This is a genomic window from Cupriavidus sp. 01L45 (assembly GCF_056399885.1).
Window position 1 is genome coordinate 49,427 of sequence record NZ_JBFTSG010000005.1, and the last position, 20,399, is coordinate 69,825.

The following is a 20,399-nucleotide window of genomic DNA, read 5'->3' on the forward strand; positions in this document are numbered from 1 at the left end:
GCGTACCAGCGCGGAACACTCGGTTGCCGTTGTTGCGGAATTGAACAGCACACCTGTCCGGACTCAGCGTCTCAACGCCGCGTCCTCATACGCCGGGTAGAGGTGCGTCACATTGCGCAAATACTCCGCCGGCATGGCGCCCCAGCGCGCGTAGGCGTCCGGCACCGGCATGGCAAGCACCTCGGCCAGGTCGCGGCCCTGGGAGGCCGCCTGGGTCATGCGGGCGTCCAGCCACTGCAGGTAGCCGCGTGTCTGCGCGATGGCGTCCGCGCTGCCGAGCGCCGGTCCGTGGCTGGGGATCAGCAGCCGTGCGCCGCTGTCGCGCACCAGCGCCTGCAAATGGTCCAGGCTGGCCAGCCAGCGCTTGAGATCCGCATGCGGTGTGGTCGGCACGCGCTCGCGAAACGCCACGCCGCCCGCGAAGACCACGCCGGCGCCGCGATCCACTATCACGAGGTCGTCGGCGGTGTGACCGTCCATCCGGATCAGATCGAAGGTGTGCCGGCCGATCGTGCGCCGGCCCGGGGTCAGCACGTGGCGCGGCGGCGCCGGTTCCGTGTCGCGCATCCAGTTGCCGCACAGCCGGTAGAGGTTGTCGGCATATGCAGGCCCTTCGCGCCGGGCGCCGTCGATGGTGCCGGCCAGCGCGCTGCCGCCCACGTCGGTATAGGCCTGGTTGCCGAAAAAGTAGTCCGGATGCAGGTTCAGATTGAGCACCAGCCGCACCGGCGCCGCCGTGACCGAAGCAATGGCGCGGCGCTGCTGCTCGCCGTACTGGTGCGACGGCCCGGTATTGATCACCACCACGCCGTCACCCGTGTCGATAAAGGCGGTGTTGATGATGTTGCAGCCGTTGTCCGGCGCGAAATCCGCATTGGCCCCTTCCAGCAGCCACACGTCGGCGGCGACCTGGCGTGGCGCCAGGCGATAGTCCCCTGCCTGCGCCAGCGCCGCCTGCGCTGCCAGCCATAGCAGGATCCCGAGCGCGCGCTTCATGGCGTCACCTGCGCCGCGAACCGGTTGCCGTTGTTATCGCGTCCGCTCACCGTCATGCCGCGCTCCATGGCTTCGCGCAGGTCGAAGGAGAAGATGGGGTTCTCGGCAACCGGTTCGTACAGCGTCAGCCGCAGCATCGCTTCCCGGGTGGCGTCGAGCAGGCTCAGCGACTCCACATGGAAGGCCGGGATACCCGCCACCAGCCCGGTGTCCATCGGGTGCATCACGCGTAGCCGCACCCGGCCACCGTTGCCGCCGAGGCCGGGAAACACGCGCGATTCGACCCGGTTCAGCGTGGTGCTCCACGAACCGTCGCGGCGCGTCGCGCCCGGCACCRTGCAGCCGCCGCCGCTGGCATCCACCATCACCCCGCCCACGTGCCACACGCCGTCCCGCGTGCGGGCCGCCACGCGCACCGGCGAGGCCTGCTCCAGCTTGAAGCGGAACGACAGCGAGGGGCGCACCCTGAGCGGCTCGAACTCCAGCACCTTGCGGATCGGGTTGCGGTCCACCGCCACCACGATGCGATCCACCTCGCCGAGCGCCGACGCATCAAAAGCGATCGGCACCCGCATCGGATCTTCGGCAAAGGCCGGCCCGGTGACCTTGACGCGGCTGTCGAACACGTACGGCGCCTGCCGCAGCGCTTCCTTGTGCACCAGCGGCCATTGCGGCGACTGCAACGGATCGCGGCTGTCCAAGGCCCACGCACCCGTTGCGGCCAACGCCAGGCAAGCTGCCAGCGGCACGGCATGCCTCATGCCGGACCCCCGGCCTGGCGCACGCGGCGAGCCATCCCGCGCTGAGGGTCGTAGCCGAGCAGCGCCAAAGCGAAGAACACGGCCGTGCAAGCGGCCACCACCGCGAGACTGACTGGCGCGGCCTGCCCGTACAAGGCGAAGCGGATCGCTTCCACGGCATGGGTAAAGGGATTGAAGCGCGCGAGCTGGTAGACTACGGTGGCGCCGGACTCCTCCAGCTTCCAGAGCGGATACAGCGCCGAGCTGATGAAGAACATCGGGAAGATCACGAAATTCATGGTGCCGGCGAAGTTCTCCAGCTGCCGCACATGCACCGACAGCAGCAAGCCCAACGCCCCCAGCATCAGCGCGGCCAGCACCATCACGGCCAGCGCGCCGGGCAGGCATGCCGGCGCGAATGTCACGTCGAAGGCCATGGCGACAAGCAGGAAGGCGACCATCTGCAGCAAGGAAAGCAAGGTGCCGGCGGCCAGCTTGCAGGCGAGCAGCCAGGCCCTGGGCAGCGGCGCGGTCAGCAGCAGGCGCATCACGCCCATCTCGCGGTCGTACACCATCGCCAGCGAGGACTGCATGCCGTTGAACAGCGCGATCATGCCGAGCAGGCCGGGCGTGACAAAGACCTTGTATTCGACATAGGTGTCGTAGGGCGGCACGATGGCGACGCCGAGCGCGTTCTGGAAGCCGGCCGCGAATACCAGCAGCCACAGCAGCGGCCGCGCCAGCGACGAGCACAGCCGCCCGGGCTGCCGGAAGAACTTATGCAGTTCGCGCCCGGCCACCGCGCGCAAGGCGCGCCAGGCGTGGATCAGGGTGGTAGTCATGGCCTGGGCGTCGCTCCCCTATTTGCCTGGACGGCACGCGGTGTCGGCCGCGTCTGCGCCCAGCGTGTCGAGATTGTTCTTCGGATGCAGCACACCCTCCACCGGCGCCACGCCGACCACGCCGTCGGGATGCGCCAGCAGGACCGGCTGGCGCAACTGGCGGTCCCAGCGCCGGAAGGACAGCGGCGGACCCTTGAAGCCATCCACCACCACCGCCTCGGAGACCAGCGCCTCGGCCTGCCCGGCAAAGCCGCCCTTGGGCTGCCGCGCCACGCTTTCGGCTATCGCCTTCACAGCCACCCACGCGGCCCAGTCATAGCCGGTCATGGGACGGCCCGCCGCCTTGATGAAACGCCGGTTCAGCTGCGGCCCGCCGTTGCGCTCCCAGGCCCAGTGCCAGGCCTGGCCGGTCAGTCCGCTGGCACCTACCACCGGGCGGGGCAGCTGGGTGGCATAGGGCACGCCGCGCGCGAACTCGCCGTCGGCATCGGCGACCACCACCACGTCGTAGTCCACGCCGGCAGTCAGCAGGCTGAGATTGTCCAGCTCGCGCTCGCGCGGATCGTTCGACAGCTTGAACGCGCGCTGCGCCGACCAGGCAATGCCGAAGCGGCGGGCAGCCTGCGTGAGCACGGCGCGCTGCGCCGCGTCTTCCGGCGACGGGCCGCTCAGCAACAGCGCACGGCGCCACTTGCGCAGCGCCAGGTATTGCATCAGCGCGTCCGCCTGCATGCGCCGGCTGGGCAGCGTGTGGAGCAGGTGCGGCGCGCAGCCGGCGCCGCGCAGTTCATCGTCGTCGGCGGAAACGTTGAACAGCAGCGCTTCGCCGGGCTTGACCGCACGCGCCGCCAGCCTGACCGCCGGAGCCGGCAGGTCCAGCAGGATAAAGCGCGTGCCCTGGCGCGCCAGCGCGGCTACCATCGGCCCCACCTCGGCCTCGCCGCTGGCTTCCTGCGCATCGAGCCGCAGGACCTGCCCGGCGGCTTCCAGCGCAAAGCGCGATTCCGCCACCGCCACGCGCGCGCCGTCCACGGGATGGCCTTGCGGCTGGCCGGGGTAACGTTGCTCCATCCGCCGGGGTGCATAGCGCGCATCGCCGGCCATGGAAACCACGGCCACCCGTACGTCAGCCGCGTGCGCGGTGGCTGCCAGCCACGCGAACACGGCCAGCCAGCGCAGACCGGTAGCCGGACTAGTCATCGATCGCCACCGAATGCGGCACCCTGCCCGCCTTGAGCGTGGTCACGGCCTTGTTGCTTGCGGTGTCGACCACGCTGACGTCATCGGACAGTCCGTTGGCCACATAGAGCAAGGCGTTGTCGCGCGTCAGCGCCAGGCCCCAGGCGCGGCGGCCCACCAGCACGTAGTCCAGCACCCGGCGCGAAGCCACGTCGACCACGGCCACGCGATTGGCGCGGCCCAGCCCGATATAGGCGCGCTTGCCGTCGCTGCTGGCGGTCAGTCCGACCGGGGTCACGTCCTCCGCACGGAAGCCCTTGGGCGTGAAGGCGATGGTGTGTACCACTTCCAGCGTATCGGTGCGGATCACGCTGACGCTGGCGGCCAGTTCATTGGTCACCCACAGCTCCTTGCCGTCCATGGCCAGCAGCAGGCGGCGCGGGCGGTTGCCGACCCGGATATTCCTGATCAGCTTGCGCGATGCCACGTCGATCACATGGACCAGGTTGGCGACTTCCGAGGTGACGTACACCCGCTTGCCGTCCGGGCTGGCCTTCACACCCTCGGGCTCTTCGCCCACCTTGATGGCAAACACCTTCTTGCCGGACGCGATGTCGTAGGCCGACAGCAGTCCGTCCTCCTCGTTGGAGACGTAGAGCGTGCGGCCGTCGGGACTGAGGTCGAACAGTTCCGGGTCGTCGCCGACCGGCAGCGAAGCCACGGTCTTGCGGCTCGCCACGTCGACCACGTCCACCCGGTTATCGTCGCTGCAGGCCACGTAAAGGCGCCGCCGGTCCGGCGACAACTGCAGGTGGCGCGGGCGCTTGCATTGCCGCCAGACGGCGATCAGTTGCCTGCTGGCGGCGCCATAGGCGGCCACGGCATCGTCTTTCTCGCTGGAGACGAAGACCTGCCCGGTGGCGTTGCGGCTTTCAGCGGCGCCGGCCACGCCGGCGGCGATCAGCAGCAACATGGCGGCCAGGGTGGCGCAGGCGATAAAGCCAAGGGTGGGCGGCCTGTTCATGCCGGGACACGCTCGGTAGCGCGCGCGGTGGCACGGACAGGCGATGCGGGGAAGCTGGTCAGGGCCAGGAAGGCCTGCTCCAGGCTGTCGCACTCGGCGGCGCCGCGCAGCGCGGCCGGCGTGCCATCGAAGCGCACCGCGCCCCGATGCAGCACGATCACGCGGTCCGCCTGCTCGACCTCCTGCACCAGGTGCGTGGCCCACAGCACGCCGGCCCGCGCCTGCGCGGCAAGCCGGCGTGCATCGGCAACGATCTGCGCGCGCGAGGCCGGATCGAGCCCGACAGTGGGTTCGTCCATCAGCAGCACGGCGGGCTCGTGCAACAGCGCGCGCGCCAGTTCCACCTTGCGCCGGTTGCCGCCCGAGAGCTCGCGCACGGATGCCCCTGCCCGCTCCGCCAGGCCGAAATCCTCCAGCAGCCGGGCAATCCGCCCGGCGGCAACGCGGCGCGGCAGCCCGTGCAGGCCGGCATGGAAATGCAGGTTCGACAAGACCGACAAGTCCAGGTCGATGGCCGGCTGCTGGAACACGATGCCGAGGCGGGCCAGCGCACGCACCGGGTGGCGCCGCATATCCACCCCCATGACCGTAACCCGCCCCGCGTCGGCCACGAACAAGCCGCTGAGGATCTGGAACAGCGTGGTCTTGCCAGCGCCGTTGGGACCCAGCAGCGCGACAAATTCACCGCGCCGCACGTCGAGCGAAACGCCGTCCAGCGCGTGCTGGTTGCCAAAGCGCTTGCGCACGGCTTCACAGCGCAGCGCCAGCGGGGATTCCGGGGCCATCACAGGTGCTCCTTCGGCTGGGCCGTGCCCACCCGCTCGGCGAAGCGACGCTCCGCCTCCCAGGCGCGCTGCAGGTAGGCCTCGTACCGGGCGGTGTTCAGGTAGGTCAGTTCCTGGTCATACCTGGCCAGCTCGGCCACGTGGCGGGGCTGTTGCATGGCGATGCGGAACGCGTCGTGCAGGCGGTTGACGATCAGCGGGTCGGTGCCGCGCGGCACGCCGATGCCATAGGGCGAGTTGTGGATCGCGTTGTCGAAACCCAGCTCGCTGACGGTCGGCACCTCGGGCCAGCGCGCCGATCGCTGCGCGCTGAACACGGCCAGAAGGCGCATCCGCCCGCTCTCCACGAAGGGCGCGAAGCCGGTCGAATTCACGCCCGCCATCAGCGAGCCATTGGCCACCGCCAGCATCTGGTCAGCGGTGCCGCGGTAAGGCACGTGCACGTAGCGCACGCCGCTGCGTCCGAGCACATCCTCCATGGCGAGGTGGGCGGTGGTGCCGATGCCGGTCGAACCCACCGTCAGCGCGCCGGGATGGGCACGGCCCCAGGCAATCAGGTCATCCAGCGTGTGGAAGGGGCTGTCCGCGGGCACCACGATGCCGAAGGTGTAGCCGGAGATCATCAGCACCGGCTGGATGTCGCGCAGCGGCTGCCACGCGGTTTTCTGCTGATGCGGGAAACGATAGACCGTCAGCGGCAACTGGCCGATGGTGTAGCCATCCGGCCGCGCGGCGGCAAGCGCGCCGCCCACCAGCGTGCCGCCGGCGCCCGGCCTGTTCTCCACCACGATGGGCTGACCGAGCTCCCGCCCGGCCAGTTCCGCCAGCACGCGCATCGAGATATCGGTGGCACCGCCCGCCGGCCACGGCACGATCAACGTGATCGGGCGCACCGGAAAGCGCGGCGCCCCCTCCGCTGGCGCGGCCAGCGCATGCGCCAGGCCAAAGCCGAGCAGCAGCGCGAAAGCGAGGCGACGAAGCATGGCATGGCAGAAGGTGGAAGTGTTCATGCTGATTAGAAGAGCAAGGCCGATACCATGTGCGGCGCAACATGCGGGCTGTCGGGCGCCTGGCCTTCTCCGGCGTCATCCTGGAGGCCGCCAGGCATCGCTGTAAGGCTGCGCGTTGTGCAGTGCGCTATTGATGGTTGTCCCGCCGTGGAACACGCCACCAGCGCCCGGGCCAGACCTGTCCCGTTTTGAAACAGAGGCTCAGCCGAAGCCGTGCTCCACCGCATAGCGATGCATTTCCACCCGGTTGGCCAGGCCCATCTTCTTGCGGATCAGCGTCTGGTAGTTCGCCACGGTCTTGGTACTGAGATAGAGCTGCGCTGCCACTTCCTCGATCGCCGTGCCGCGCGCGAACAGGCGGAACAGGTCGAACTCGCGCGGCGACAAGGCCAGGTGCGGCAGCGGCCTGCTGCCGGCATCGACCAGGCCCGCGACATCGTCGGACAGCGCCTGCCCCCCGTTGGCCACCTTGCGCACGGCGTCCACCAGTGCCTCCGGCGCACTGCTCTTGGTCAGGTAGCCGGCGGCGCCGGCCCGCATGGCCTGGCTCACGATGGCGGCGCTGTCGTGCATGCTGAACACCAGGATCCGCAATGCGGGGACCCGCGCGCCCAGCCGCTGCAGCACCTCCATGCCGCCGCGTCCGGGCATCGACAGGTCCAGGATCAGTACGTCGGCCGGATGCTGCGTCAGCCAGGCGTAGGCGGCATCGCTATCGCCGAACTCGGCCACCACGCGCACCCCCTCCTCCAGTTCCAGCAGCCGCCGGTACCCGGTGCGCACTACCGCGTGATCATCGGCAATGACTACGTCGATCGTTTTCATTTGCTCTGGCTCCCATGCGGTTGAACCGGCTCGGCGAACGCCTGCTGCGCAAGCGGAAAGCTGGCGCTCAGGCGGCAGCCGGGCGTGGCAAGGACCGCAGCAGAGGCGGGTTCGATGTGCAGCGTGCCCAGATGGGCCCACGCGCGCTCCTGCATCCCTCGCAGGCCATGACTGCGCTGCAGGGCCGCGGCGACGTCGGCAATGCCCTGGCCGTCGTCCTCCACGCTCCAGCGCACCGCCTCCCCTGCGGCCGTGGCGGCGATGCGGATCGCCACGCGGCGCGCGCCGGCATGGCGCATCACGTTGGTCAGCGCCTCCTGCGTCATCCGGTACAGCGTCAGGACCAGGTCCGCGCCCGGCGCCACACCACCAAGCGCCACCTCATAGTCCACCTGCGTCTGCTGGCCCGGCTGGTCGCGCCAGGCTCGCACCAGGTCTTGCAGCAGACGCTCCACCGAGGCGAGGCGGCCGTCGGGCTGCACGCCGTGCGGCCGAAGCCGGTGCAGCAAATGACGTACCTCGTGCTGAATCCTGGCGCAATGCCCGGCCAGGTCGTTGGCCACGAGTTGCAGCACGGGCTCATGGACACTCTTGCGAACCAGATAGGCGGCATCGGCGCGCATTGCGGTGAGCACCTGGCCGAACTCGTCGTGCAGCTCCCGCGCCAGGCGCGCGCGCTCGCTTTCCTGGGCAGTCAGCAGCTTGCGGCTCAGGGCGCGTCGCTCCGCCTGGGCATCGTCCAGCGCACCAGCCAGGTGGTTGAGCGCACGGCCGACCTGGTCCATCTCGCGCGTGCGCATGGGCGGCAGGCGCACGCTGTAGTCCTTGTCTTCGTAGCGCCGGATCGCCTCCAGGATCTGTTGCAGGGGAGCTAGCGCCCGTCCCAGGGCCCAGTGGATGCCAAACAGTAGCAGCGCGCCATAGACGGCTAGCACGGCGAGGTTGCCGGCCATGTCGTCGCTGGCTTCCTGGATTTCGCTCTCCGGATTCCAGCGCAAGGCGGCGCGGTAGGTAGCGCCGTCGCGGGTGTGGATCTCCCAGCGGCTTTCCAGCCGCGCCGCATTGGCGCTCAGGCCCGGCAGGGCTAGCAGGCCGCCCCAGGCGGAGCTGTCCCGTGGCTGCGGCGCGCTTACCAGCACCTGGCCCGCGGCATCCTCCAGATGCAGCCACAAGTGGCGCATTTGCGCCGATGCATTGATGGCGCGCAGGGCGGCAAGATGCGCCTCGCGTTCGGCCGGCGCCGCCATTTGCAATGCCGAGAGGCGCGGAATCAGTTGCGCCATGGCGTCCGCGCCATGGCGCTCGTCGCCGATGGCGCGCACCGCGAGCCATAGCGCGACCACCAGCGCGCAGCACAGGCAGGCCGCGGAGATCCAGATGGCACGGCTTAACAGATAGCGAGACATCGTCATGGCAATGACGCCCCCCGGAAGGTTGCGGTGGCCGGTGGAATTCGCCCGCGGATCGGGAGGTTTTCCCGAAGCCCGAGGTATGGAACCTGCTCCCTGTCCCTCGAGTTGTTTCCGCCAGGCCGGCACCCAACGCAGGTGCCCCGGCCAATCATTCCGAGGAGATGCAAGATGCCAGCCAACCTACCCCCGCCCAGACGCAGAGCCAAGCCGGGAGGCGCCGCCCTGCGCCCGGCGCCCCGCCTCGGCGCGCCACGGCGCGGCGCGGTCACCGCCATCGCACTGGCCGTGGCACTGCTGGCCGCCCTGCCCGCTGTTGCACAACAGGACAATGGTGTGCAAATCGGGGACAGTGCCACGCTGCCCGAGGTCCTGGTGGTGGCGGCGGCTCCGCTGCCCGGCATCGGCGTGGACCGCGATGTCGTGCCCTACACGGTGCAGACGGTCAGCGGCGACAAGCTGAACGGCACGCGCACCGGCACCCTCGCCGAATACCTGGCGCGTAACTTCACCGGCGTCAACGTCAACGACATCCAGGGCAGCCCCTTCCAGACCGACCTCACCTACCGCGGCTTTCGCGCCTCGTCGATCCCGGGCGTGTCGCAAGGGCTGTCTGTCTACCTGGACGGCATCCGCGTCAACGAGCCCTTCGGCGATGTGGTTAGCTGGGACATGATTCCCGAGTCCGCCCTGGAAAGCGTCTCGCTGGTCTCCAGCGCCAACCCCGCTTATGGCCTCAACACGCTCGGCGGCGCGCTTGCCATGACCACCCGCTCGGGCCTGACCTCACCTGGCTTCACCGCCGATCTCTCTTATGGCAGCGGCAACCGCAAGCGCGCCGACCTGTCGGGCGGCATCCGCAGCGACAGCGGCTGGCACGCCTTCGCCGCCGGCACCCTGTTCCAGGAGCACGGCTGGCGCGATCATTCCGAGGGCCGGYTCGGCAACCTGTTCATCAAGGCCGGGCACGAGGGCGAGACCGACAGCTGGGATGTGTCCGTGCTGCATGGGCGCAGCACCCTGATCGGCAACGGCCTGGTGCCCAGCTACCGCGCTAGCGGCAATGCCATGCTGCCCGGGCTCTACGAGAGCAATCGCGGTGCCGTCTATACCTATCCCGACAAAACCGAGAACATGGTCACCCAGGCCGCCCTCAACGGCCGGCACTGGTTCGACGAGAAGACCAGCGCCGCCATGCTCGCCTATGTGCGCACCAGCCGCCGCGACACCACCAACGGAGATGTGAACCCGGTCTACGCTGCTTATACGGAAGACTGCGAAGATGGCTTCAATGCCGCCGGCAGCCCGCGCAAGTCCCGCTGCGGCTACACCCGGGACGACGGCGCGGCGCTGGATCCGGCGGTGCTGAACACGACGCACATGTGGCAGCAGTCCATCGGCATGGCGTTCAGCTTCGCCAAGGAGACGGAAAAGCACCTGATCAACGCCGGGCTGACGTTCGACCGCAGCCGCCTCACCTATTCGCAGTACGAGCAGCTAGGCACCTTTACCGACGACCGCGGCGTGATCGCGGACCCGGATGCGCCGAACGAACTGTTCTCCGGCGTCAGCGGCACCTCGCGCGCGATTGGCCTGTACCTGTCGGACACCTGGGCCGTGACGCCCAGCACCTTCGTGACTGGTTCGGCCCGGTGGAACCACGTGACCGTGAGCAACACGCTGCGCAACAGCGACGGCAGCGAGCAGCCGAACGAGAGCTTCACCTACCGCAGGCTCAACCCCGCGCTTGGCATTACGCAGAAGCTGGGCGCCGGGGTCTCGGTATTTGGCGGCTACGCCCAGAACAACCGCGTGCCGACGGCGCTCGAACTGGGCTGCGCCGATCCGGCCCAGCCCTGCCGCCTGCCTGCCGGCCTGCAGGCCGACCCTTACCTCAAGCAGGTCGTCTCGCACTCCTATGAAGTGGGCGCGCGCTGGCGGCCCTCGAAGGACACGGAAGTGTCCGGCTCACTCTACCGCGTTGATAACCACGACGACATCCTCTTCCTGCGCGCCCCCAACACGCAGCAGGGCTACTTCGCCAATTTCGACCGGACCCGCAACCAGGGCTTCGACCTGTCCGCCCGGCAGCGCTTGGGCAACGTCACCCTGCGCCTCGGCTACAGCTATCTCGACGCCACCTATCAGGCCACCGGTCAGCTCGCGGTGGGCGAACGCACCATCGACGTCAAGCCGGGCATGCGCCTGGCCGGCCTGCCGCGCCACACCATCAAGCTGGGTGTGGACTGGCAGGCGCTGCCCGAACTGACCCTGGGCGCCGACCTGGTTGGCGTGTCCAGCAGCGTCACCAGTGGCAACGAAGAYGGCCTGCGCGCCGACCCGCAGCCCGGCAAGGCGCCGAAGTCCGTGAACTGGAGTACGCCGGGGTATGCCACGGTCAACCTGCGCGCCTCGTATCGCGTGAGCAAAGGCTTCGAAGTCTACTTGCGTGTGGCCAACCTGTTCGACCGCCGCTACGAGACCTACGGGCAGATCGCCAATGACGTCTTTCCCAACGGCAATCTGCTACGTCCGCAGAATACGCCGGGAGACAACGCCAGCGCGCTGTTTGTCGCCCCTGGCGCTCCCCGCAGCGTCTGGGCCGGCGTGATTTACCGCATGTGATCCGACAATGGGAGCGCGCCTGGCTACGAGCGCTTGCGAGGCATGGCAAGCATGGCGATCGCTATCTGCGCACTTTGCTGATTCAGCAATGCGATTCTCCCTACTGCACCAACGGTGTGTCCGAACCGAGCAGCCCGGCGCGCTGGGCCGCCTGACGCAAGGCGCGCAGGCATGATCTCGCTTTCCGAAGGCTTCAACGTGTCGTACCGGAGGGGAATAGAGCGTCAACGCCGGGAGTGTCCCCTGCAGAAATGCCGCCTATGGCAAATGCCTGCCAGGAAGTAAAGGCACCTTTGCACGCGTACCGGCGGCGTGCACTGCCTGTCGGCCACCGGCTCGCGTGCGTGCCCCGTTCCGGCCGGCCGTATCGAGCCCATGCTTGTCGGGCAGGACGCGGCCGCCCAAGCGATTGTCCGCGTGGCCACCAAAGGCGCCGATCCTGACATCCTCGCCCATCCCCCCGACAACATGCTGCGCCCGGGCGGCTCCCGCGGTGGCCGCCAACATGGCAATGGCCACCAGGGGAATCGAACAGATCTTGATCATGCGACGCTTCTTCCATGTAGCACGGCATGCCACTGTACCTGGCTACCGCAGTTTTTGAGCACGGGGGAGCATAGTTCGGCCCGACCACCCCGGTTGTAATCAATTGTTAGCGCCCGTCAGGCGTGAGGGCGAAATGCAACAGTGCGCGCGCCATGAGCGCGAATGGAAGGCGGCTGGTTGAACCGCTGTGACGTCGCATGACTGCCCTATCGCCGCAACTCGGAAACGATCTGTTCGGCAAGGAAATCGCACGGCGGTCGCCTGGAACCTGCACTTCGCGCCAGGATGACTTCCAGCGCTGCAATCTCCGGAAGGCCCTGAGCCTGGCCAAGCAAGGTGAAGTGAGGCGGAACCGCGCAGCGCGCAAGGGGAGCCACGGCGAGGCCGGCTTCGACCATGCTGAGCAGGCCGAGCAAACTGGGGCTCTCGTACGAGGTCCGATAGGTAATCTTCGCGCGCTCAAGGCTGCGAATAGCGTTTTCCCGCGCGACGCTGCCCGGCAGGAACACAGCGATCGGAAGCGGTCTCTCGCGCCATATCCCATCGGCGCTTGGCGCAGCCGCCCAGACCATCGGCTCGTGTCGGATGAACTCGCCGGACAACCCCTTTACGCGTGTTGCGCATACGAGGTCGACCGATCCATCCCTGACCATCGGCGCCAGCGCCACGCTCGGCAGTCCGATGACCTGGATCTCGACCTTAGGGTAAGTCGCCGAAAACTTCTTGAGGATCGCGGGCAACAGCGAAGAAGCATAGTCGTCGGGCACGCCAATGACGACCCTGCCCGTCACGTCCGGGCGAACCACCGCCGCCCAGGCCTCGTCACGCAGGGCAAGCATGCGCCGCGCAAACCCCAACAGGACTTCGCCATCCTGCGTCGGGGCAACGCTTCTTGCTCTTCGCACGAACAGGGGCTTGCCGAGCGCCAGCTCCAGCGCTTTGATCTGCATGCTGACCGCAGACTGGGAACGATGCACCACCTGCGCCGCACGGCTGAAGCTGCTGGTATCGGCAACAGCCACAAGCATCGTCAGCACGTCGAGGTCAAGCGCTTTCATAAATATCAGAAAATCTGATGCGAACGATCAATTTTACCCGTTTTTCTTAATCATGCGCCAAGGGCATACTCACACGCAAGCAACGCTGAAGCGCAGGCCGCGCGGGTGTGCGGCGGGTCGCGCCGACGAAAGGCGGATTGAAGGTGCCCTCGGTTGCAACCCGACACGCCGCGATCGGAGTCAATGCGGTTAATTAGTTAATTAGCGGATTAACAAACAGGCATCAAGCTATGGACCCTGCGCGCCAGCCTTTCGCGCGAATTGCATGCACGGCCGTTTCTCAGGATTGGCGGCTCGGTGTCACTGGTGCACTTTGCCATCTATGCCGATGACGACACGGCAATTCACCAGACGCTCCTGAGAGCGCTGTGCCGTCTCACTGGCCTGGACGCCCCCGCCGACGGCACAAAGCACTATTCGGCGCGGTGGGGAGCGGAAAAAGAGTTGAAGTGGGAACGGCACACGGAGTTTTCGACCTTCACGTTCGTCGCAAAACGCCATGACACGGACTACTTCTCCGATCTGGCTACGGCGCACGTGCCATCTGAATGGTTCCATGCGTTTGAAGGCAAGCGGTTTGTCGCGGCCCGAATGGAGCTCGTGTCGGGCGAAGGCGCAAACCGGGCGCGCCGGGACCTGCGGGAGTGGATCGATGGTCCGATTCTTGTCGGCAGCCATGTACTGGGAGGTGGGCAGGTATTCTGCGACTGGACCATCCAGCCGGACGGCTTCTCGCGATTTCTCGTGATCGACGATGGCTTTCGTGAAGAGCAAGGTGGCCGCCTCCTGCAGCGTCTCTACGAGATCGAGACATACAGAATGATGGCATTGCTGGCATTGCCGGTCGCTCGCGACCTGGGCGGAAGCCTGGACGAACTGCAGCGGGCGCTCGGGCCATTGATGCACAGCATGGATGCAAGTCCCGGACCGCAACATGATGCCGAATTGCTGGTCCGGCTGACCCATCTGGCGGTGCGGATCGAGGCGCTGGCCGAATCCGGTGGGCGCTTCAGTGCATCTCGCGCCTATGAAAAGCTCGTGCTCGCACGGATTCATGAACTGCGGGAAGAGCGCATCGAAGGCGTGCCAACGATCGCCGAATTCATGGAGCGTCGATTTGCCCCCGCAATGGAAACGTGCAAGGCGGTCTGGGCGCGCCACGAACAATTTGCGGGACGTGTGGCAAGAGCTGTCGACCTGCTGCGTACGCGCGTCAACCTTGCGCAGGAGCAGGACACCACTCGCCTGCTGGAGGGAATGGACCAAACGGCCCGCAGCCAGCTGGGACTTCAGCACGCAGTCGAGGGCTTATCCGTTGCGGCCATCTCGTATTACGTGCTGTCCCTGACCGGCGCCGGACTCAAAGCCCTCCACGCGGTGCATCTTCCGCTCGATCCCGAACTGCTTGAGGGGATATTGATCATCCCGGTTGTCCTRCTGGTATTGCGCGCTACCAGGCGCAGCAAGCGGACCGGACCGAAGCGGAACATGGTCGTCTCCAAGCAAGCCGTTCCGGGCGGAGAGAGGACAGTCTGAGGCCAGCTTAAGACGCGCCACCCTTCCCCTTCCTCAGGCTTCGGCTGCCGCTCGTTGTGCGAAAGGGGGATTTGTGCGACGCTCCCGGTCTATTTCCACGCCGAACAAAAATGAAAAAAGCAGGCCGCGTAACATCCTGGAATGCCGACAAGGGCTATGGCTTTATCGATGTACATGCCGACGTGAAGGACATTTTCTTTCACATCACCGCGCTGCAGAACCGTTCAGTCCGGCCGAAGCCTGGCGACCGCGTCATGTTTGAACTGGGCAAGGGCAAGGACGGCCGCATGCAAGCCAGCAACGTCTCGATGCTGGGCGCACCGAAACCGCAAAACCAGGCAAGCGTGCTGCCGGTTTTCCTGGCCGCGATCGCCCTGGCGGCGATTTTCGCCGGCGCCCTCGGTGGGTTTCTCCCGCGGCTTGCCGGCGCGATCAGTCTAGTGATGAGTATCGTTGCATTCCTTGCGTACAACGCCGACAAGGCCCGCGCCAACCGCAAGGAATGGCGCACGCCCGAGGCCCACCTGCACTTCCTCGCCCTGTGTGGTGGCTGGCCGGGCGCACTTGCCGCGCAACATCTGCTGCGCCACAAAAACCGGAAGCAGGCGTTTCAGGCGGCTTTCTGGGGCACCGTGGTCCTGAACATCGGCGCCATGGTGCTCTGGAAGACCCTTGTGCCGGCCTGAAACGAAGAAGGGGGTCACGGCCTCAACCTGGCCGCAACCCCCTTCGTCGCTGCATCGCTTCGTCGCGCGTTGGCGCCAGGACTTGCCCCGGCGCCCCGCTATCAGCCTTCCTTCAGGAACGCCTTCAGATGGTCCGCGCGGCTCGGATGCCGCATCTTCTTCATCGCCTTGCTTTCGATCTGGCGAATCCGTTCGCGGGTCACATCGAACTGCTTGCCGACTTCTTCCAGCGTGTAGTCGGTGGACATGTCGATACCGAAACGCATCCGCAGCACCTTGGCCTCGCGGGGCGTCAGGTCGTCCAGCATTTCCCGCACGGTCGCCCGCAGGCTCGCATGCAGTGCGGCTTCCGCCGGGGACGCGGTATCCGAGTCGGCAATCATGTCGCCCAGGCTCGTATCGCCGTCCTCGCCAACCGGCGTTTCCATGGAGACGGGCTCCTTGGCGATCTTCATGATCGAGCGGACCTTCTCTTCAGGCATCTCCATGCGCTCGGCAAGCGCCGCGGGATCCGCGGCCTTGCCGGTGCGCTGCATGATTTCGCGCGAGATGCGGTTGAGCTTGTTGATCGTCTCGATCATATGCACCGGCACCCGGATGGTCCGGGCCTGGTCGGCGATCGCCCGCGTCACTGCCTGGCGGACCCACCACGTTGCATAGGTGGAGAATTTCCAGCCGCGGCGGTACTCGAACTTGTCGACCGCCTTCATCAGGCCGATATTGCCTTCCTGGATCAGGTCCAGGAACTGCATGCCGCGATTCACGTACTTCTTGGCGATCGAGATCACCAGACGCAGGTTGGCTTGCGTCATCTCGTGCTTGGCCTGGCGCATCTGGCGCTCGGCGGTCAGCATCTGGCGGTTCACCAGCTTCAGCTCCGACAGCGGCAACACCGCGCGTGCGTGAATATCAACCAGCTTTTGCTGATGCGATTCGAGGTCCGGCAGGCTACGGCCGACCGAGTCGCTGTACGAGCGCGATTCGGCAGCAAGCGAGCGGCCCCAGGCAAGATTGGTCTCGTTGCCGGGGAAGCGTTCGATGAACTCTTCCCTGGGCATGCCGCACCGCTCCACCATCAGCTGCAGGATCTGGCGCTCGACGACACGCACTTCTTCCACCACGGCCTGGACATCGGCGCACAGGCGCTCAATGGTCTTGGCGGTAAAGCGGATCGAACTCAGCTCTTCGCGGACCGCGAGCTGAGCCATGAGGAATCCTTCCGACTCCACGCCATGCGCGGTGTAGGCCTTGCGCATGGCCTCGAAATGATCGGCCACGCGGGCGAACCGCGTCAGGCAATCGTCCCGCAGCTTGGAAAGCGCGGCGGATTCGTTGGCTTGCGCGCTCGCACCTTCGTCGCTGTCGTCGTCGCTCTCGTCATCGGCGGCGACTTCATCGCGGCTGGTGTCGTCGTCGGCTTCGGCGGCCACCTCGGCTTCCCCTTCGATCAGCCCGTCGACCAGTTCATCGATGCGGATTTCATCGCGCTCCACGCGCTGCGAGAGTTCGAGGATCGTCGCAATGGTGGACGGGCAGGCAGCGATGGCGTGAACCATGCGGTTCAGGCCGTCTTCGATGCGCTTGGCGATCTCCACTTCCTGCTTGCGGGTCAGCAAGGTTGCCGAGCTCATTTCCCGCATGTACATCCGCACCGGGTCGGTGGTCCGGCCGAACTCGGAGTCGACGGTCGACAGCGCGACTTCCGCCTCTTCGTCGGCCTGGTCGTCCGAGGCCGCGACCGCGCTATCGCGCAGCAGGAGCGCTTCGGCGTCCGGCGTCTGCTCGTAGATCGTCACGCCCATTTCAGCGAACGTGCTGACGATGCTTTCCATCGCAGCCGTGTCGGTGAAATTGCCCTGCAAATGGTCGCTGATATCCGCGTGCGTCAGGTAGCCGCGTTCCCTGCCCAGCTGGATCAGTGCGCGCAGCTGCTGGCTGCGCTCCGTAGCTTCGGTTGCGGGATCAGCTTGAGCCGTGGACGCCGCACCCCTACCGGCCGGCTTCTTGCCGGCCAATGCTGTTTTCGATTCTGCCAACGTCCGTTGTGCGCCACTCGCCATTAACTGCTGCTCCCTTGCTGAATTACTACTTGATTACTTCTTGACTGTTGCCCATACGAGGGTACACCCATCGCACCTGCGGCTGTCAAAGCCCTCGCAGCATTGCTAGCTGCCGAGAGACGGACATCTGCCGCAATCCGCTGGGACTCCCAGTCCGGCATTGCGTGTCCGTTCAAGCCAAAGGGCGATATTCTACATTCGTTGTTGCAACGCATCACGCGAAAAAACCGACTGCCATGTTGCCAATGCCCCGCTTCCGTGTGGTTCCCCCTATGCAGGGAAGCACCGGAGTTAGGTATCAGACCCATCGAGGCGTCTTCCAATGCGCCGAACCTTCTGGTCTAGCGGGCTTTGTGACCGAAAGCACCATCCGGATCGACGTACACATTTGTTTTTTTCCTGCTCACCAAATCGTTCTGCCCGGACAGGCCGGCCTGTTCCCGTAGCGGCGCAGGCTCCGGCTTGCCCAACCTGGCATCCGGCTTGATGTCCTCGGCGCCTTGCGCCCACGCGTCCAGCATGCGCTTGGCGATTTCCCTGAACTCCGGGTAGCGGTCGGCGTACTCGCTTACCAGCGGCACTACCTTCCGGATCGCCTGCGTCACCTGGCCCATACATGCGGCCATATCGGCGCTAGACAAGTTCAGTCTTGCGCCGCCGTACTGCGCCAGCAACTTCCCGGATGCCCAGGTCCGCTTGCCAGCCAGCGGCAAACCTGGAATATCCGCCCGATACTCCGGGTAGGCGGTCACCGTGACAATGTCATACACCGGCGCCAGCCTGACGTCATCGATGCTGGTGTACACCACAGCGAAGTTCTTCAGGTGTGCATCGGCATTGCGCAATGCGTAGTTCAAAAGCAACAACGTAAACAGGCGCCGCGCACTTTCCTTCCGATGCGGGGCGCTGACGTAAATCGCCAACAGCTTTGCCAGATCCTCAAGACTGCCCTTGTATTTATTGACAGGGTCCAGTCCTCTCAGCGCACAAAAATCCTCAACTGCAAGCCGGCTGCCGTCCGCCAGGCGATCGAAACGGCGGATTGCCAGCACCTGCCCGTCGTCAGAAAGTTCTGTTTCCGGCACTTCCAGGCCCGCCAGCCGCGCCACTTCGAGGCACAGGAACTCGTTCACGGACAGGCCGGGCAAATCCACYGGACCCGTCTTCAGGATGAACTCGTCGGTCCAGACCGTGGCTTTGTCCTCGGGCCTGGCAAGCACCTTGGGCATGACGCCCGATACACCTTCGGCAATGCCCGCTTCCAGATGGCGCAGCAGGTTGTCCCGCGATCCAGTCGATGCGAGCAGGCTCGCCATGTCCAGGTTCGAGGCAGCCAACGTCGGCGGCGCCCCGTGAGGCACCACCCGGACCCTGCCGATCCCGTTCGCGCCGGTCAGCGCCAGCAGGCCCAGGTCGCTCACGTCGGCATGGGCCCCAAGCTTGCGCCGGATCAGGTCCTTCTTGTACCCCTCGGGCAAGTTCATCTGAAAAAACGGCAGCAGCCCGGCTGCCCATTTATACGACTCTGCCCGAACTGGCAGCAGAAGCGACACGAAGTCGTGCGCCGGCACATCTGGCAGGTAGGTGAATACGCTCGCGCGCGCTTCTTCGGCCAGCGTGCCGACGGGCGTTGCATTCACATAGACGTCCAGCATCTGTGCGCCGTTCACTTCGAACCCTCGTCGTGGGCCTTTTCCGGTGCCTTGTCGCCGGACTGGGACGCGTCAAGGTCCGCGGCTGGCTGCGGCCGGCGGTGAAAGTGCCGGACACGCCGGCGCGCTTCCTCGGAGGTGGCATCGACTTCCTCCGTCTCTGCCAGCACGTCGTCCAGCGTCCTTCGGTGGCCGGCAGGCCTTGCGAGCAGCTCAAGCCCGACGGCCTCGAACAAACTCAACAACTTCACCGCGCCCATCTCCGGCAATCCGCCCGTCTCAAACCGGCTGATCCGGGCCCGCGGCACCCCGCTGTACTCGGCGACTTCCTGTTGGGTCTTGTTCGCAAGGATCCTGGCACGCTTAAAGGCCTCTCCCAGCTCAGCAAGATTCATGTGCTACCTGTATAACATTATGCTCAAATAAACGTCTAACGTACTGTATACGAAACAACAGCACCAGTCAAGATAACGTGCCATAAACGAAACACTAAGCGGTTAATTCTTCGTAGTGTTTGATATAGAGAACATTATGAGCGCAGCAAGCCGATTAGCCCGAGGTTAGACTGCATGCTGCGAACGATCCGCCTCTCATCCCAGCCAGACATGCACCTAATCGACATTGGCGTAAACTTTCATTCCTCCCAGATTGCCCCGCACACAGACGCCATCCTTGCGCGCGCCGTGGCGGCCGGGGTGGTGGCCATACTCGCGACGGGCACATCGCTGGACGCGAGCAGGAAGGCTAGTGACCTGGCCAGGCTGCATCCCCGCCTCCTATTCGCAACGGCGGGCACGCACCCTCACACGGCCAGGGATTGGTCGCCATCGGTCCGGCAATCGCTTGAGTCCCTCTGGGAACGCCCCGAGGTGGTGGCGATCGGGGAGTGCGGGCTGGACTACAACCGAAATTTCTCGACGCCTGCCGACCAGCGCAGGGCCTTCGCGGACCAGCTCGAAGCGGCTGTCCTCTGGAAGAAGCCCCTGTTTCTCCATTGCCGCGACGCCTTCGAGGACTTCTACGCGATGGTGGAACCCGCGGTCCGTGCCGGCGCCCACGGTGTGGTGCACTGCTTTACCGGCGCTGCCGACGAGGCGGCCGCTTTCGTCGAACTGGGCCTGGACATCGGTATCACGGGCTGGGTAACGGATCTCAAGCGAGGCCAGGCGCTGCGCGAGGCCGTGCAAGCCATACCGCTCGACCGCCTGCACCTGGAGACCGATGCGCCCTACCTCGGCCCGAAGAACCACAAGAACCGGCGGCCTTACAACGAGCCCGCCAACCTGCCCTGGATTGCGCAGGCAGTCGCCGAACTGAAAGCGTYGACGGTGGCCGAGGTTGCCAGCCAGTGCACCCGCAATAGCCGCCGCCTGTTCGGCATCCCGGCCTGAGGTGCGCCCTGCCCGCTCGTGACAAGCGGTGATTG

At 66.1% G+C, this 20,399-nt stretch carries 17 protein-coding genes; 4 read left to right on the forward strand and 13 right to left on the reverse strand.

Annotated features, from left to right (window positions below; genetic code table 11):
• Positions 1–63: 63 nt before the first annotated feature.
• From AC1DT6_RS04885 to AC1DT6_RS04925, 9 genes are all read right to left on the reverse strand, one after another.
• Entirely contained in the window at positions 64–996 is a 933-nt protein-coding gene (locus tag AC1DT6_RS04885) for a quinoprotein relay system zinc metallohydrolase 1 (RefSeq protein WP_441627968.1), read from the reverse strand.
• Entirely contained in the window at positions 993–1,757 is a 765-nt protein-coding gene (locus AC1DT6_RS04890; RefSeq protein WP_477114529.1) for a quinoprotein dehydrogenase-associated SoxYZ-like carrier, read from the reverse strand. The genes AC1DT6_RS04885 and AC1DT6_RS04890 overlap by 4 nt, the downstream gene beginning before the upstream one ends.
• Complete coding sequence (locus AC1DT6_RS04895) at positions 1,754–2,578, reverse strand: ABC transporter permease (protein WP_441627970.1); 825 nt, start codon at positions 2,576–2,578, stop codon at positions 1,754–1,756. The genes AC1DT6_RS04890 and AC1DT6_RS04895 overlap by 4 nt, the downstream gene beginning before the upstream one ends.
• Positions 2,579–2,596: 18 nt before the next feature.
• Positions 2,597–3,778, reverse strand: coding sequence for an ABC transporter substrate-binding protein (locus AC1DT6_RS04900; protein WP_441627972.1), 1,182 nt, complete (start codon positions 3,776–3,778; stop codon positions 2,597–2,599).
• Entirely contained in the window at positions 3,771–4,730 is a 960-nt protein-coding gene (locus AC1DT6_RS04905) for a PQQ-dependent catabolism-associated beta-propeller protein (RefSeq protein ID WP_477101771.1), read from the reverse strand. Before AC1DT6_RS04905 ends, AC1DT6_RS04900 begins: the two co-directional genes overlap by 8 nt.
• Positions 4,731–4,777: 47 nt before the next feature.
• Positions 4,778–5,566, reverse strand: coding sequence for an ABC transporter ATP-binding protein (locus AC1DT6_RS04910; protein ID WP_441627976.1), 789 nt, complete (start codon positions 5,564–5,566; stop codon positions 4,778–4,780).
• A complete protein-coding gene (locus AC1DT6_RS04915; RefSeq protein ID WP_441628033.1) occupies positions 5,566–6,549 on the reverse strand; it encodes a tripartite tricarboxylate transporter substrate binding protein in 984 nt (327 codons plus the stop codon). The genes AC1DT6_RS04910 and AC1DT6_RS04915 overlap by 1 nt, the downstream gene beginning before the upstream one ends.
• Positions 6,550–6,777: 228 nt before the next feature.
• Positions 6,778–7,401 carry a response regulator transcription factor gene (locus AC1DT6_RS04920; RefSeq protein ID WP_441627978.1) on the reverse strand — a complete coding sequence of 208 codons (624 nt, stop codon included), beginning with the start codon at positions 7,399–7,401 and terminating at the stop codon, positions 6,778–6,780.
• Positions 7,398–8,813: a sensor histidine kinase gene (locus AC1DT6_RS04925; RefSeq protein ID WP_441627980.1), complete on the reverse strand. Its 1,416-nt coding sequence runs from the start codon at positions 8,811–8,813 to the stop codon at positions 7,398–7,400. The genes AC1DT6_RS04920 and AC1DT6_RS04925 overlap by 4 nt, the downstream gene beginning before the upstream one ends.
• Before the next feature lie 168 nt (positions 8,814–8,981).
• Here AC1DT6_RS04925 and AC1DT6_RS04930 point away from each other — a divergent pair, with 168 nt between their 5' ends.
• The gene (locus AC1DT6_RS04930; protein ID WP_477114530.1) at positions 8,982–11,435 is read left to right on the forward strand and encodes a TonB-dependent receptor; all 2,454 of its coding nucleotides are present in this window, start codon (positions 8,982–8,984) and stop codon (positions 11,433–11,435) included.
• A 752-nt stretch (positions 11,436–12,187) separates the two neighbouring features.
• Here the strand turns inward: AC1DT6_RS04930 and AC1DT6_RS04935 are convergent.
• Positions 12,188–13,039, reverse strand: coding sequence for a LysR substrate-binding domain-containing protein (locus AC1DT6_RS04935; protein WP_441627984.1), 852 nt, complete (start codon positions 13,037–13,039; stop codon positions 12,188–12,190).
• A gap of 237 nt (positions 13,040–13,276) precedes the next feature.
• Here AC1DT6_RS04935 and AC1DT6_RS04940 point away from each other — a divergent pair, with 237 nt between their 5' ends.
• Together AC1DT6_RS04940 and AC1DT6_RS04945 are read left to right on the forward strand one after the other, a co-directional pair.
• A complete protein-coding gene (locus tag AC1DT6_RS04940) occupies positions 13,277–14,575 on the forward strand; it encodes a DUF3422 family protein (protein WP_441628035.1) in 1,299 nt (432 codons plus the stop codon).
• 71 nt (positions 14,576–14,646) lie between these two features.
• Entirely contained in the window at positions 14,647–15,261 is a 615-nt protein-coding gene (locus tag AC1DT6_RS04945) for a DUF1294 domain-containing protein (RefSeq protein ID WP_441627986.1), read from the forward strand.
• A gap of 101 nt (positions 15,262–15,362) precedes the next feature.
• Here the strand turns inward: AC1DT6_RS04945 and rpoD are convergent, their stop codons facing one another.
• The 3 genes from rpoD to AC1DT6_RS04960 form a co-directional block, all read right to left on the reverse strand.
• Entirely contained in the window at positions 15,363–17,321 is a 1,959-nt protein-coding gene (rpoD, locus tag AC1DT6_RS04950; RefSeq protein WP_441627988.1) for an RNA polymerase sigma factor RpoD, read from the reverse strand.
• A gap of 341 nt (positions 17,322–17,662) precedes the next feature.
• Entirely contained in the window at positions 17,663–18,976 is a 1,314-nt protein-coding gene (locus AC1DT6_RS04955; protein ID WP_477111162.1) for a type II toxin-antitoxin system HipA family toxin, read from the reverse strand.
• A gap of 11 nt (positions 18,977–18,987) precedes the next feature.
• Complete coding sequence (locus AC1DT6_RS04960; protein WP_441627992.1) at positions 18,988–19,368, reverse strand: helix-turn-helix domain-containing protein; 381 nt, start codon at positions 19,366–19,368, stop codon at positions 18,988–18,990.
• Positions 19,369–19,578: 210 nt separating this feature from the next.
• On the opposite strand from AC1DT6_RS04960, the gene AC1DT6_RS04965 reads away from it, so the two are divergent.
• A complete protein-coding gene (locus AC1DT6_RS04965) occupies positions 19,579–20,364 on the forward strand; it encodes a TatD family hydrolase (protein WP_477114531.1) in 786 nt (261 codons plus the stop codon).
• The last annotated feature ends 35 nt before the right edge of the window (positions 20,365–20,399 follow it).